Here is a 14,254-nt window from a genome sequence, read left to right as displayed (position 1 = left end):
CGAGCCGAAGGTGGAATCGTGGGCGGATGCCACGCCCTCGCCCCCTACCAGCGCAGCTCGGCACACGTTTCACGGTGAAGGAAGCCACCTCTGCGGGAGTCAACCGCGGCCGGCTTCATCGATCAGACCTCGATCGGCCGTTCCAAGGCGTTCGCGTTCGACCGCACGAGCCCGACCACAACCCTCTTGATGCCTTCGCTCGACAGCGATTCGAGCGCAAAAGCCGGGCATCCGACTACGCTCCGCGGCTCGGGCCGGAACACTTCTTCAGCCATGAGACTGCCATCGCGCTGATCGGCGGCCCGCTCCCCCTCGTGCTTGAGGACGACGTACCTGTCGACGGCGGCACACTACCCGTGCACGTCAGCACTCGCGGCACCGGTCCGCTGGTGCGCACCGTCGGCGTCAAGGGGCATCGCATCTCCGCCGATACTCCGTGTATTCGCAAAGGCGCGATGACGGCCGTGCATCCGAGCATCGCCTGGGCGCAGTCGGCGTCGCTGGGTCTGCTTGACCTCGTCGCCCTCGGCGACTACCTCTGCCGGGTGCATCGGCCCGGGTTCGGTCGGAAGCTCGTCGGTACAGCCCCATGGACCACTGTGGAAGAGCTGGGCGCACTCGTCTCGAACAGCAGGCGGGTCGGCATCGGGCGGCTGAGAGAAGCAGTCACGCTGATCCGCGAGGACTCCTGGTCCCCGCGCGAATCGATGCTGCGGTGCCGGATCGTGCTGGCAGGTCTGCCCGAGCCGCTGCTCAATCAAGACGTCTTCGACCAGCACGGCAGGTTCCTGGGCTGCGTCGACTTGGCCTATCCATCTCTGAAAATCGCCATCGAGTACCAGGGCAGACTCCATCACGCGAGCTATGCCGCTGACGTCGAGCGGATCGCGGCCCTGCGCGCCGCGGGCTGGACTGTCATCGAAGTCACCGACGCGCTATACCGCCGCCCGGACGAGCTGATCGCGCGCATCCAGGACGCGCTGCGCGCGTAGCATCCGACGCTCCGGTCGCAATTTCTCCCGCATGCGAGTCCACCCACGCCATTGCGGTCGCAATTTCTCCCGCCTGTCGTCGGCTCAGGCCGGAGAATTTGCGACCGGAGCAGCTGTCCGTACGGATGACACTGTGGTGGGTAAGACGACCGGCAGTCGTCGCCGGGCACGGCGGAGCCCCGAGCCGGGCGGCCGCGGGGCAGGCGGTGGATGCCGGAGGCGAGCCACCCAGCCGGGTCAGGCGCGCGAGACGTGCTGCTCGGGGAGCAGCGCCTGCACGGGACGGCCGGGCACCAGAGCGTCGCCGTCGACGAAGCCCTCTGGCCGGCCGCGCAGGTCGGCGATGAGGCGGTCACGGCAAGCGCGCAGCGCCTCGGATGCCGCGTCGTCATGCACGCGGTTGCGCAGTTCGCCGGGGTCGGAGACGAGATCGAAGAGCTGCTCCCGACCGGATGCTGACAGCCAGACGTACTTCCAGCGACCGGCCCGGATCCACTGCATCGACTGCCCGAGGATGACGTGCTCGCCGTGCAGGTGCGGCTCGTCCGGGGAGAGCCCGCGCCCAGCATCCGACGCCGACGCCGCGGCCGTAGCCGTCCCCGCCACACCAGGTGCCGGCGGCACGCCGGTCCACGCCTCCGGCTCGCGCACGCCGACCGTCGCCCGCAGATCGCGCCCATCGAGATCGGGCGCGGCCACGTCGGCGCAGCCGAGCAGCGTCGGCATCACGTCGCGCAGTTCGACGATGTCGTCGCTCACCTGTCCAGGCGCGATCGTGGGGCCTGCGAGGATCATCGGCACGCGCGCCGATCCCTCGTACGGGTACCCCTTGCGCCACATGTCGTGATCGCCGAGCATGTCGCCGTGATCCGAGGTGAACAGGATGTACGTGTCATCAGCGACGCCGAACTCCGCCAGGATCTCGAGGAAGCGGTTGATCTGCGCGTCGATGTGGCTGATGTGTCCGTAGTAGCCCGCGCGCGCCCGGTGCGAGGTGCGCGCGTCGTAGCGCGCGACATTGGCATCCGGAAGGGCGTCGTTGCGCAGGTGCGCGAACTCGCCCACCCAGTCGCCGACCGGCGGTTCTTCGAACGGCGCGTCGAGATACTGCTCGAAAGCCCACGCAGGCGGGTCATACGGCGCGTGCGGACGGTGGAACGACAGATAGAGGAAGAAGGGCCGGGTGGGATCGCGCCGGTACAGCCAGTTCTCCGCCTCGGTCACGACCCAGTTCGTCGGATGCAGTCGTTCTGGCTTGTCCCACGGACGCGCCACCACCGAGTTGCAGTTGATGCCGTTCTCCAGATAGTCATCGACGGCGCTGGAGCCGGCCTGCGCGCGCAGCCAGGTCAGGTAGTCGTCGTAGAACCGCGGGTCGCGCTCGCGCCACCGCGAATGGTGCAGGTACCCGTCGTGCAGGATCACGTCGTCGAAGCCGATCCGGATCCGCTCGGGCGAGTAGTGCATCTTGCCGATCGCCTGCGTCTGGTAGCCGTCCTCGGCGAGCGAGCGCGGCAGCGTCTCGGCGATGTCGAAGTCGACGCCGTCCTGGTAGCCGACGCGGCGATGCCGCTCCTGCGACAGCCCTGTCAGCAGCGCCATCCGCGCCGGCACGCACGTGGGGGTCGCCGAGTAGGCGTTGCGGAAGCGCACCCCGCGCGCGGCGAGCGCGTCGAGGTAGGGCGTGCGGACGATCGGATGCCCGTCTGCCGACAGACAGTCCCCGCGCCACTGGTCGACGCAGATCAGCACGACATTCGGGCGACCGGCCTGCGAGGACGGCACCGGAGACGACGTCGGCGTGCTCATCAGCGGATGCCGTAGAAGGCCAGCGCGTTCGACCAGAGGACCTTGTCGACGTCGAGTCCGCGATCCGCGGCCCAGTCGGCCACCGTGCGGCACCAGTCGTCGCGGCCGCCCTCGATGAAGGCGCCTCCGTCGGGGGCGGTGAAGTCGATGGCCGACACGGGCCAGTCGCTCCCCCACATCACCCGATCCTCGCCGAACGCCGTCAGCACCGCATCGAGGAACGGCCGCACCTGGTCGGCGTCCCAGTGCCCGCCCGCCTCGGCGGGCAGGCCGGAGAGCTTGACGTGCACCTGCGGGTGCTGCGCGAGATCGGCGATGTCGCGCAGCCACTCCGCACTCGGGCGCAGCGGGGCGTCGTCCGTGCCGACGGCCGGCTTGCCTAGGTGGTCGAGCACGATCCGCAGGTCGGGGACGGCCGCGGCGAGCGCTGTGACGTCGGGGATCTGCCGTGCGCTGACGCAGGCGTCGAAGGTCCAGCCGCGGGATGCCACGGCGCGGGCGCCTGCGGTGAACTCCGCCGTGCGGGCGAAGCCGTCCGCCTCGCCCTGCAGCAGGTGGCGCACCCCGACCACGCGCTCGTGCTCGGCGAGCGCCTCGAGGTGCTCTTCGATCTCGGCGCCGCTGTCGAGTCGGGCGCCGGCGACGATCGCGACGACGCCGGTGGAGAGAGCGATCGAGTCGACCCAGCGCACCTCAGCCAGATAGTCACCCGCGACGGTCCCCGCCTGCACGAAGATCGCGACCTCCTCTTCAGCATCCTGGATCTGATCCTCGATGAGCTCTATCTCGGTGAAGGCTGCGTCGAGTGCCCCTTCGAGCCAGTCGTAGGTGAGGACAGCGGGGTCCCATAGGTGCAGATGTGAATCGACGACGCGCATGCGCCCATCCTGCCGCATTTCGGCATGAACCAGGCCCAGACATCCGACCACTGTGCGAAGATGGCGCCATGGCTGTCACTGACGATGCGATCGAGAAGATCAAAGCGATGATCGTGTCGGGCGAATTGAACCCGGGCGACCGGCTTCCCCCCGAGAAAGAGCTCGCCGAGCGTCTCGGCCTCTCCCGCAACTCGATGCGCGAGGCGGTGAAGGCGCTCGAGGTGATCCGCGTGCTCGACGTGCGCCGCGGTGACGGCACCTATGTGACCAGTCTCGAGCCGCACCTGCTGCTGGAGGCGATCAGCTTCGTCGTCGACATGCACGACGATGACTCGCTCCTCGAGCTCTTCGCGGTGCGTCGGATGCTGGAATCACAGGCCACCGGTCTCGCGGCGGGCAATGCCACCCCCGACGCGGCCCAGGTGCTGCTCGATGAGATCGGCTCGGTCGACCAGGGCACTGTCAGCATCGACGACCTGGTCGAGCACGACATCCGCTTCCACCGCGAGGTGGCGCGTCTGGCGGGCAACGGCTATCTCGCGAGCCTCATCGACGGGCTCAGCAGCCAGACGATCCGTGCGCGCGTGTGGCGCGGTCTCACCGAGCAGGGCGCCGTCGCGCGGACCCTGTCGGAGCACCAGGCGATCGCCGAGGCCATCGCCCAGCACGACTCGGGACTTGCGTCATCGCTCGCGACCGCACATGTCGCCGGCGTCGAGCGCTGGCTGCGCCAGGCGACCCAGGGTATTGCGACCCAGGCTTAGCGGCGCACACCTGGAACTCCACCCGCCACTCGCTCAGGTGCGAGCAAGCGGTGGCCGCCTGACGGACGGCCTCGGCGCCTGAAGGCGGCCGAGCGCCGTCAGGCGTCGAGGCGCCCCATGGCCGCGTCGAACTCGGCGGCAGAGCTGTCGCTCACCGCGTCGAACAGCGTCGCGTCGAGCACATCGGGCGCTGCTGTGAAGTAAGGCACTCCGGCTAGCCGCAGGCCGACGATGTCATCGGGCGAGCGCAGGCTGGCTGCGAGCACGTTCGTGTCACTGCCCTCGCACACCGCCTGCATCTGGGCGATCAGGGCATCGCCGTCGAGACCGGCATCGCGCATCCGTCCGAGGTACGGCGCGATGTACCGCACGCCGATGCTCGCGCAGGCGAGCGCCTGTGCGACCGAGTAGACCGCCGTGACGAGCACCGAGGCGCCGTCGCGCACGAGAGCGGATGCTGCCGCGAAGCCCTCCGCGGTGGCCGGCACCTTCACGGCGACGCGGTCACCCAGCGACAGCAGCCCGTCAGCGTTGCGCAGGAACGCGTCGCGATCGCCGCCCCAGGTCTGGAAGAACACCTCACGCGCACCCTCCTCGACCCAGCGCTCGTAGAGCGCAGGGATCCCGGCGGCGGTGCGACCGCCGCGCTCGAGGATGGTCGGGTTCGTCGTGACGCCGTGCACCACGCCGGATGCGAGCAGTCGCCCGACCCGATCGATGTCAGCACTGTCCACATACAGCCGCGGCGCGGTCATCCGGTCTCCTCACACACGCCAACCTGTCGTTACAGGTGGGGATGCGGCTAATGTAATGACAGCATCCGTCCATGTCAAAGAGCGTGTCAAAGAGGATGCCGCGTCGAAGACGATCGGGAGAACATGACCAGCGACCAGTCCAGCCGCACCGGCGTCGTGATCGTCGGCAGCGTGACCGCCGACGTGACCACCTTCTCGCAGCGCCTGCCGGCGCGGGGCGAGACGATCCTCGGCGACGAGTTCACCCTGCTGCTGGGCGGCAAGGGAGCGAACCAGGCGGTCGCCGCCGGGCTCGCCGGAGCCAGAACGAGCTTCGTCGGCTGCGTCGGCGACGACCTGTTCCACGACCTCGTCGTCGACGGACTGAGCGGCGCCGGCATCGACCTCACACATCTGCGCACCGTGCCGGGCCCGACCGGCATCGCCCACATCCGCGTCGACGCCTCCGCGCAGAATGACATCGTCATGGTGCCGCTGGCCAACGCGCACCTCAGCCCCGAGCAGGTCGACGCCGCACTCGCAACGCTCGCACCCACGACGTCAGTGCTGCTCACCCAGCTCGAGACACCGGCAGCCCTGACCCTGCACATCACGTCCCGCGCCCGCGAGCACGGCATGACCGTCGTACTCGACCCGGCCCCGGCCGCGACCCTGGATGCCGCCGTCTGGGCGAACATCGACATCGTCACCCCGAACGAGACCGAGGCGACGCTGATCAGCGGCATCGAGGTCACTGACGCGTCCTCCGCCGAACGCGCCGGCCGCTGGTTCCTCGAGCAGGGCGCCGGCGCCGCCGTGATCACGATGGCGGAGAAGGGATCCTGCGTGGTCACCCCGGACGGCACGACCTTCATCGATCCGATCCCCGTCGAGCCGGTCGACACGACAGCGGCGGGCGACGCCTACGCCGGCTACCTGGGCGCGGCACTGGCCGAGGGCTGGTCGCTGACCGATGCCACCCGGCTCGCCAGCGCCGCCGGAGCGATCGCCGTCACCCGCCAGGGCGCATCCCCCAGCCTGCCGAGTCGAGACGAGGTGGATGCCCTGCTGGCCTCCACCGGCGCAGCGCGCCACCCGCGGGCATCCGAGAACCCCGCATCCGAGAGTCCCGTACCAGTGTCAGAGAGCTGAGAGACGAACATGCGCAAGACGAACACCACGATCAACCCCGCACTCTCGCGCGTCATCAGCGAGACCGGCCACACCGACCTCATCGTCGTGACCGACGCCGGCCTGCCGATCCCCACCGGCGCCGAGCGCATCGACCTCGCCTACCGCCCTGGCGCTCCGGCGTTCTTCGACGTGCTCGACACCGTGCTCGCCGAGCTGGCGGTGGAGGGCGCGACGGTGTCGGCCGAGGTCGCCGAGCAGAGCCCGCACGTGCTCGCGGCGCTGCGCGAGCGACTGCCGGGCATCGAGATCGAACTCGTGCCGCACGTCGAGTTCAAGAAGCAGACGCAGTCGGCGCGCGCCTTCGTGCGCTCCGGCGAGTTCACGCCGTACGCCAACGTGATCCTGCACGCCGGCGTGGCGTACTGACTCGCCGCCCCACCATCGGAGAACAGCCATGATCGAGGGAATCGACCGCCACTCCGCCGCACCGATGTACGACCAGCTGCGCCAGCTGATCATCGACCACATCGCGCAGGAAGGTCTGCAGCCCGGCGATCCGCTGCCCGGCGAGCACCGACTCTGCGAGCAGTACGGCGTCTCGCGCACCGTCGTACGGCAGGCGCTCGGCCAGTTGGAGCACGAGGGGCTGATCGAGCGGGTCAAGGGCAAGGGCACGTTCGTCGCGCATCCTCGCACCCCCGAGTCGCTGGTGCACACCCTGGTCGGCCTGTACGACGAGGTGGAGCGCCGCGGCGGGCACGTGCGCAGTGACGTCCTGCGGCACGAGCGCATCACGGCGGATGCCGAGGTCGCCGCCGCCCTCGAACTCGGCGAAGGCGATCCGGTGATCGTGCTGGAGCGCCTGCGGCACGTCGACGGTGACACGTGGTCGCTGTCGACGACGTGGATGCCCGATGCCATCGGCATCCACTCTCTCGATGCCGACCTGCGCGACTCGTCGCTGTACCGCCTTCTCGCCGACCACGGCGTCATCGCCACCCACGGCGTGCGCTCTGCCGAGGCGACGGTCGCCACCCACGAACAGGCCCAGCTGCTCGGCGTGAGCACCGGCGCCGCGCTGCTGCGGCTGCGCAGCGTGAGCCGCGATGAGTCAGGCCGGCCCATCGAGTACTTCGTGGCGTACCACCGCGGCGACCGCTCGCGGTTCGAGTTCCAGTTGAATGCCGAGAATTCGCGGGGCGCGCTCATCCGCATCGCGTGAGAGCGCCGACTACGCTCGAACCATGAGCGAATGGGTCAGTTCCGCCATCCAGGTGCTCGAGGCGGATGCCAACCGCTCGGCCGACACGCACCTGCATCTCTTCCCGCTGCCTGCGGAGTGGGGCATCGACCTGTACCTGAAGGACGAGTCGGTGCACCCGACCGGCTCGCTCAAGCACCGCCTCGCGCGCTCGCTGATCCTGTACGGACTCGTCAACGGTCTGATCGATGAGGGCACGACGCTCGTGGAGTCCTCGAGCGGGTCGACGGCGGTCTCCGAGGCGTACTTCGCGCGGATGCTGGGGCTGAAGTTCATCACCGTCGTGCCGCGCTCCACCAGCCAGGAGAAGATCGACCTCATCGAGTTCTACGGCGGCAGCTGTCACCTCGTCGACCGCGCCGAGGACATCTCGCCCGAGGCGCGCAGCCTCGCCGCCGGATGCAACGGCCACTACCTCGACCAGTTCACGTTCGCCGAGCGCGCGACCGACTGGCGCGGCAACAACAACATCGCCGAGAGCGTGTTCAGCCAGCTCTCGCAGGAGCGGCATCCGATCCCGCGCTGGATCGTCGTCGGCGCCGGCACTGGTGGCACGAGCGCGACCTTCGGCCGCTACGTGCGCTACCGCCGCCACCCCACTCAGGTCGCCGTCGTCGACCCGGAGGGCTCGGCGTTCTACGCCGCCTGGAAGGGCGAAGCGGATGCCACGGGCGCGCCGAGCCGGATCGAGGGCATCGGGCGCCCTCGTGTCGAGCCCTCGTTCGTGCCGAGCGTGATCGACGAGATGATCCAGGTGCCAGATGCCGCCTCGATCGCCGCGATCCGGCTGCTGCGCAAGCGCAGTCTGCACCTGGCCGGCGGATCCACCGGCACCAACCTCTACGGCGCATTCGAGCTGATCGGGCGGATGCGGGATGCCGGCCAGACCGGCAGCGTCGTGACGCTGATCTGCGACAGCGGCATCCGCTACGCGCAGACCTATTACTCCGATGAGTGGGTGGCAGCTCAGGGCTGGGATCTGGCACCGCACCGCGCCCGGATGGAGCAGTTCCTGGCCGGTGGCGCCTGGGATCCGCAGCTCTGAGGTCGTGACAGAGCGGATTTGGCATCCGTAAACATCCGATGTTCTAATGGACGGATCCCCCGTCGACCCGCGGATTCCTGCGGATCTTCGACGTGCCCCTTGAGAGTCCCCGTCAGAAACATAGGAGTTGTGACCCATGTCCACTGAAGCCCCCGCTATCACGGAGGATTCTCCTGAACGCGCCCGGAATATCCGCCGCACCGCCTGGGCCGGCATCGTCGGCAGCGTCGTGGAGTACTACGACTTCACCCTGTTCGGCCTCGCCGCCGCGCTCGTGTTCGGCCCGCTGTTCTTCCCCGGTGCCGACCCCGCCACCCAGGTGATCAACTCGCTGCTGACCTTCGCGATCGGATACTTCGGTCGCCCGATCGGCGGCGTGCTCTTCAGCCACTTCGGCGACCGGATCGGCCGCAAGCCGATGCTCGTCATGACGCTGATGCTGATGGGCGTGTCGACCCTCGCGATCGGCCTGCTGCCGACCTACGCGCAGATCGGCCTCTGGGCGCCGGTGCTGCTGGCCGGGTGCCGCATCCTTCAGGGCATGGGCGCCGGAGCCGAGTACGTCGGCTCGCTGGTCATGATGGCCGAGTCCGGTGACCGCAAGCGGTTCGGTCTGCGCGTCGCGCTCCCCGGAATGGGCGTCTTCGGCGGCATCGTCATCGCCACCGGCGTGTTCGCGCTCATCTCGCTGCTGCCCGAGGCGGATCTCTTCAGCTGGGGCTGGCGTGTGCCGTTCCTGATGAGCGTGGTCACCCTCGGTGTCGGCCTCTGGATCCGCACCGGCATCCACGAGACCGAGGAGTTCCGCGCGATCCGCGCCAAGGGCAACATCGCGCGCTTCCCCATCGTGGACGCGATCCGCTCGCAGTGGCGTGAGATCCTCATCGGCATCGGCATCAACGGGCCGTACCTGGCGTTCTCGTCCCTCACGCAGGTGTACCTGCTGTCGTACCTCACCGGCACGCTGGGCTACCCGCCCTCCTTCGGCCTCACGGCGAACCTGATCTCGTCCGTGCTCGCGATCGGCATCGTCCCGCTCACCGGCCACCTGGGCGACATCCTCGGCCGACGCCGCATCTGGCTCTTCGGCTCCGGCGTGTTCCTGGTCTTCGGCGCGCTCGTCTTCCCGATGTTCGCGACCGGCAACGAGGCGATCATCATCCTCGCCATGGTGCTCGGCATCTCGGTCGGCCTCGCCACCATGTACGCCACCCAGGGCGCCATCCTCACTGCCCTGTTCGACCCGCAGCACCGCCTGTCGGCCGTCGTGCTGGTCCGCGAGCCCACCGCCGCCCTGATCGCCGGGCCGACCCCCGCGTTCGCCGCCTGGCTCGTGCTCACCGCAGGAGGTGCGACCTGGCCGATCACACTGTTCTTCGCGATCGCCGCCGTCGTCGCCGCCGGCACCGCGCTGATCGGATGGAAGCGACTGGCACGCGTCGAATCGCAGTGACCACCACCACTGCGCGAAACTGACCCGTCCCCGCCCCGAAGTCGAATCCACTGACTTCGGGGCGGGGGTGTCTGCGGAGTTGTGGCGCGACGACGGCAGGCACCGGGCTACGCTGATCGCATGACCACGCTCATCCTCACGGTCGCGGGAGCGGATCGCCCCGGACTCGTCTCCGCCGTCGCCGATGTCGTCGATGCCCACAGCGGCAACTGGGAGAACAGCCGGCTCGCCGAGCTGGCCGGCACCTTCGCCGGCGTGATCGAGATCTCCGTCGCACCGGACCGCGTCGACGACCTGCGCGCAGCGCTCGGTGTGCTGGACGGACTGCTCACGGTGACAGTGCACGCCGTGACCTCGAACGCCGGATCGGATGCCAGTGCCTCACCGACCGCGCAGCGCATCACACTCACCGTGCTCGGCAACGACCGCCCCGGCATCGTTCGCGAGGTGTCGGGAGTGCTGCACGCGCACGCGCTGAGCATCGAGAGCATGACGACCGAGACGCGTGACGCGGCGATGGCCGGGGGACGACTGTTCGAGTCGTCCGTGACCGCGACCGTTCCGGCATCCGCCGACCTGGATGCCCTTCGCGCAGCGCTGGAGCGCCTCGCCACCGAGATCCAGGTCGACATCACGCTGGACTGACCTTCCGATCCAGCGCCCGTCTCTGGCATCCGCCCCCCCTCTTTGCAAAGGTGCATCTGTGACCTCCGACGTCGTCTCCGACCTGCTCGCCGCCCTGCCAGAAGGGGCGGTCATCACCGACCCCGACTCGCTGCAGGCGTACCGCCGCGACCGCGCGGAGGACCCGGATGCCGGCACGCCGCTCGCGGTCGTGCGGGCGACGTCGACCGAGGACGTGCAGGCCGCCGTGCGCGTCGCAGCCGGCGCCGGCGTCGGGATCGTGCCTCGTGGCGCCGGATCCGGCCTGTCCGGTGGCTCGTCGGCCGTCGACGGGGCGATCTTGATCTCGCTGGAGCGGATGCGCGAGATCCGCATCGACCAGGGGCTGCAGATGGCAGTCGTGCAGCCCGGCGCCTTCAACTCGGAGGTCAAGGCAGCAGCATCCGAGCACGGCCTCTGGTACCCACCTGACCCGTCCTCGCAGGACTTCTGCTCGATCGGCGGCAACGTCGCCACCAACGCCGGCGGACTGTGCTGCGTGAAGTACGGCGTGACGACCGACTACGTGCTGGGTCTCACCGTCGTGCTCGCCGACGGCAGAGCGGTGAAACTCGGCGGACCGCGCCTGAAGGATGTCGCAGGGCTGTCGCTGACGAAACTCTTCGTCGGCAGTGAGGGAACGCTCGGCATCGTGACCGAGGCGGTCCTGCGGCTCGTGCCGGCGCAGCAGACGCCGACGACCCTGGTGGCGATGTTCCCCACGGTCGATGGGGCGATCAAGGCTGTCGTCGACATCAAGGCGGCGATGCGCCCCTCGATGCTGGAGTTCATGGACCGCGTCACCATCAACGCCGTCGAGGACATGATGCGGATGGATCTCGACCGCGAATCGGCCGCGATGCTGATCGTGCAGTCCGACGAGTCCGTCGAGGTCGCAGCACAGCAGATCGAGACGATCGAGCAGACGTGCGGACTGCACGGGGCATCCGAGGTCTACGCGACCAGCGACCCCGACGAGAGCGCGGCGCTGATCGAGGCGCGCCGGCAGGCGATCCCTGCGGTCGAGAAGCGCGGCGCCCTACTGCTGGAGGACGTCGGCGTGCCGCTGCCGCGGCTGGGGGACCTGATCGACGGGATGCGCGCGATCGCGCAGACCCGCGGGGTGGAGATCGCTGTCGTCGCACATGCCGGTGACGGGAACACGCATCCGCTGATCGTGCTGGATCCGACGGACGCGCAGCAGCGTGCGAACGCCGAGATCGCCTTCGGCGAGGTGATGGATCTCGCCATCGCCCTCGGCGGCACGATCACCGGCGAGCACGGCGTCGGCCGGCTGAAGCAGCCGTGGCTGGCCGACTACCTCGGCGACGACGTGCTCGAGCTGAACCTGCGCATCAAGCGCGCCCTCGATCCGGCAGGCATCATGAACCCCGGTGCGGTCTTCGGCGCGATCTGATGTTCAGTCGATGAGGCCGATGGCCTCGGGCTGCAGTCGGCGCAGCCAGTGCTCGGTCTGGGCGACGTGCCCTGCAGCGGCGGCGGAGGCGGCGACCGGGTCGCGTGACTGCATCCCGCGCAGGATCGCCCGATGTCCGGCATCCGAGAGCACCTTGATGTCGGCCGCACTGTCGGTGCGGAAGATCCGGTAGGCGCGCGACCGCGCGCGGAAGACCTCGAGCAGGCTGGCGAGCGCGGCGTTGCCGGCGATCTCGGCGATGCGGGCATGGAACCGGTAGTCCAGCCGCGACTGACCCTCGTCGTCGTCGGTGGCCTCGAGCTCGACCAGCAGAGCATCGAGCTCCGCCAGCTCGTCCTCGCCGATGCGGGCCGACGCGAGTGCGGCCGCGTGCGCCTCGAGTGATCTGCGCACCTCGAACAGCTCGAGGATCGACTCCAAGGGCAGCAGACCGACCGTCAGCGAGAGGCTCCCGATGAGGTCGCCGGCATTAAGATCGCTGACGTAGCTGCCCGAGCCGTGCCGGGTCTCGACAACACCCAGCGCCGCGAGCATGCGGATGCCCTCGCGCAGCGACCCCCGCGAGACGCCCAGCCGCTCACACAGCTCGCCCTCGCTTGGCAGCCGGTCCCCCGGCCGCAGCGTGCCATCGGCGATCAGTGCCCGCAGTCCATGGAGCGCGGTATCCCGTGCGGTCATCCCGAACCTCCTCGATGCGGTGCCAGCGGTGTCCTGATTCTGACGGATACCAGGTCTACCACCAATTCGTATAACAAGTTTCCCGGCTGTGCGGTAATTCGGTCGCGCGACCGGCACATATGTGGCAAGGTTGTGCAACAACTCCCCGATCAGTCGATGAGGATCAATGACGAGCATCCCCTTCCCGGCCCCACCACGGCTGAAGTCCTTCGCGCGCGCACGCGATGCCTGGCCGCTGGATTCCGAGGTCATCCACCTCAACCACGGATCCTTCGGGGCCGTCCCCACCGCCGTCGTCGAGCATCAGCGCGACCTGCAGCGTCAAGCCGATCTCAGCCCCGTCGGCTGGTTCCCGCGCATCGCCGATCTCGTCCGCGAAGCACGCGAGCGCACCGCTCCGTTCCTCGGAGCGAATGCCGACGACAGCGTCTTCGTGCCCAATGCCTCCGCGGCGGCCACTGTCGTGTTCAACGCACTGCGACTTGAGGCCGGCGATGAGATCCTCGCCACCGACCACGGCTACGGCGCCATCACGATGGGCGCCGAGCGCCTCGCCCGTCGGTTCGGAGCGAGGGTCAAGATCGTCGAGCTGCCGCTGCTGGCATCCGACGACGAGATCGTGCAGCGGTTCGCCGATGCGCGCACCCCGGCCACGCGACTCATCGTGGTCGACCAGATCACCTCTCCCACAGCGCGGATGCTGCCGACCAGGCGCCTCGCCGACGACGCGGCCGCACACGGCATCCGCACCCTCGTCGACGGCGCGCACGCCCCCGGCCTGCTCGTCGACCCGGCCGCACACGGCGGCGGCGACTGGTGGTTCGGCAACCTGCACAAGTGGCCCTGCGCGCCGCGCGGCTCAGCCATGCTCGTCACCACAGCATCCGATCGTCAGGAACTGTGGCCGCTGATCGACTCGTGGGGTGCTCCCGAGCCGTACCCGCACCGCTTCGACACCCAGGGCACGATCGACGCGACCACCTACATCAGCACTCCCGCGGCGATCGACTTCATCGAATCCGAGTTCGGCTGGGCCGAGACCCGCGTCGCGATGACGGCGATGGCGGATGCCGGCGCTGAGGCCATCGCGGCAGCACTGCGTCCGCACAGCGAAGAGGAGCCCCTGACGCCGATCCCGGCACCGGTGCCATCGATGCGACTGATCCGTCTCCCCCTCGGGCTCGGCGGAACCCGCGAAGAGGCCGACGAGCTGCGGATGCAGTTCCTCGACGAGACCGGCGTCGAGACCGCGTTCACCAGCTTCCGCGGCACCGGCTACTTCCGCCTCTCGGCGCACCTGTACACCGAGAGAGGCGACTTCGACGCCTTCGTCGAACGCTGCGTCCCGCTGCTGCTGCAGCGAGCGGGCGTCGGCGCCCCGGCATCCACCATCGTCTCCTGACTG

15 protein-coding genes are annotated in these 14,254 nt (G+C 69.1%); 10 read left to right on the top strand and 5 right to left on the bottom strand.

Translation table 11 applies throughout. The annotated features are described in order from the left end of the window. Nucleotides 1-122: 122 nt before the first annotated feature. Nucleotides 123-275, bottom strand: coding sequence for a hypothetical protein (locus MNR00_RS02030; RefSeq protein WP_241927512.1), 153 nt, complete (start codon nt 273-275; stop codon nt 123-125). Between the two features lie 39 nt (nt 276-314). On the opposite strand from MNR00_RS02030, the gene MNR00_RS02025 reads away from it, so the two are divergent. Next, nucleotides 315-992, top strand: a complete 678-nt coding sequence (locus tag MNR00_RS02025) for a DUF559 domain-containing protein (RefSeq protein WP_241927511.1) — start codon at nt 315-317, stop codon at nt 990-992. 237 nt (nt 993-1,229) lie between these two features. On the opposite strand, the gene MNR00_RS02020 is transcribed toward MNR00_RS02025, so the two are convergent. Continuing rightward, on the bottom strand, nt 1,230-2,801 hold the full coding sequence (locus MNR00_RS02020; protein ID WP_241927510.1) for an arylsulfatase: 1,572 nt from the start codon (nt 2,799-2,801) through the stop codon (nt 1,230-1,232). Beyond that, on the bottom strand, nt 2,801-3,679 hold the full coding sequence (locus MNR00_RS02015; RefSeq protein ID WP_241927509.1) for an amidohydrolase family protein: 879 nt from the start codon (nt 3,677-3,679) through the stop codon (nt 2,801-2,803). Before MNR00_RS02015 ends, MNR00_RS02020 begins: the two co-directional genes overlap by 1 nt. 68 nt (nt 3,680-3,747) lie before the next feature. On the opposite strand from MNR00_RS02015, the gene MNR00_RS02010 reads away from it, so the two are divergent. Continuing rightward, on the top strand, nt 3,748-4,443 hold the full coding sequence (locus tag MNR00_RS02010; RefSeq protein WP_241927508.1) for a FadR/GntR family transcriptional regulator: 696 nt from the start codon (nt 3,748-3,750) through the stop codon (nt 4,441-4,443). Between the two features lie 98 nt (nt 4,444-4,541). Here the strand turns inward: MNR00_RS02010 and MNR00_RS02005 are convergent, their stop codons facing one another. Then, complete coding sequence (locus MNR00_RS02005) at nt 4,542-5,198, bottom strand: transaldolase family protein (protein WP_241927507.1); 657 nt, start codon at nt 5,196-5,198, stop codon at nt 4,542-4,544. 123 nt (nt 5,199-5,321) lie between these two features. Here MNR00_RS02005 and MNR00_RS02000 point away from each other — a divergent pair, with 123 nt between their 5' ends. From MNR00_RS02000 to MNR00_RS01970, 7 genes are all read left to right on the top strand, one after another. Further along, the gene (locus MNR00_RS02000; protein ID WP_241927506.1) at nt 5,322-6,329 is read left to right on the top strand and encodes a ribokinase; all 1,008 of its coding nucleotides are present in this window, start codon (nt 5,322-5,324) and stop codon (nt 6,327-6,329) included. Nucleotides 6,330-6,338: 9 nt separating this feature from the next. Beyond that, nucleotides 6,339-6,737 (top strand): D-ribose pyranase, encoded by a 399-nt coding sequence (gene rbsD, locus MNR00_RS01995; protein ID WP_241927505.1) that lies wholly within the window; start codon nt 6,339-6,341, stop codon nt 6,735-6,737. Between the two features lie 28 nt (nt 6,738-6,765). Then, nucleotides 6,766-7,533, top strand: a complete 768-nt coding sequence (locus MNR00_RS01990; RefSeq protein WP_241927504.1) for a GntR family transcriptional regulator — start codon at nt 6,766-6,768, stop codon at nt 7,531-7,533. Between the two features lie 22 nt (nt 7,534-7,555). Further along, nucleotides 7,556-8,617 (top strand): PLP-dependent cysteine synthase family protein, encoded by a 1,062-nt coding sequence (locus MNR00_RS01985; protein WP_241927503.1) that lies wholly within the window; start codon nt 7,556-7,558, stop codon nt 8,615-8,617. Between the two features lie 136 nt (nt 8,618-8,753). Continuing rightward, the gene (locus MNR00_RS01980) at nt 8,754-10,070 is read left to right on the top strand and encodes an MFS transporter (RefSeq protein ID WP_241927502.1); all 1,317 of its coding nucleotides are present in this window, start codon (nt 8,754-8,756) and stop codon (nt 10,068-10,070) included. A gap of 120 nt (nt 10,071-10,190) precedes the next feature. Next, nucleotides 10,191-10,715 (top strand): ACT domain-containing protein, encoded by a 525-nt coding sequence (locus MNR00_RS01975; RefSeq protein WP_241927501.1) that lies wholly within the window; start codon nt 10,191-10,193, stop codon nt 10,713-10,715. A gap of 58 nt (nt 10,716-10,773) precedes the next feature. Further along, nucleotides 10,774-12,150, top strand: coding sequence for an FAD-linked oxidase C-terminal domain-containing protein (locus tag MNR00_RS01970; protein ID WP_241927500.1), 1,377 nt, complete (start codon nt 10,774-10,776; stop codon nt 12,148-12,150). A gap of 3 nt (nt 12,151-12,153) precedes the next feature. Here the strand turns inward: MNR00_RS01970 and MNR00_RS01965 are convergent, their stop codons facing one another. Beyond that, a complete protein-coding gene (locus MNR00_RS01965) occupies nt 12,154-12,849 on the bottom strand; it encodes an FCD domain-containing protein (protein WP_241927499.1) in 696 nt (231 codons plus the stop codon). Between the two features lie 166 nt (nt 12,850-13,015). Between MNR00_RS01965 and MNR00_RS01960 the strand changes: the two genes are divergently transcribed. Next, nucleotides 13,016-14,251, top strand: a complete 1,236-nt coding sequence (locus MNR00_RS01960) for an aminotransferase class V-fold PLP-dependent enzyme (protein WP_241927498.1) — start codon at nt 13,016-13,018, stop codon at nt 14,249-14,251. The last annotated feature ends 3 nt before the right edge of the window (nt 14,252-14,254 follow it).

Source organism: Microbacterium sp. H1-D42 (genome assembly GCF_022637555.1).
In the GTDB taxonomy this organism is placed as follows: domain Bacteria; phylum Actinomycetota; class Actinomycetes; order Actinomycetales; family Microbacteriaceae; genus Microbacterium.
The sequence above is the reverse complement of the archived record's forward strand: the minus strand, read 5'-3'. Positions and strand labels throughout refer to the sequence as shown.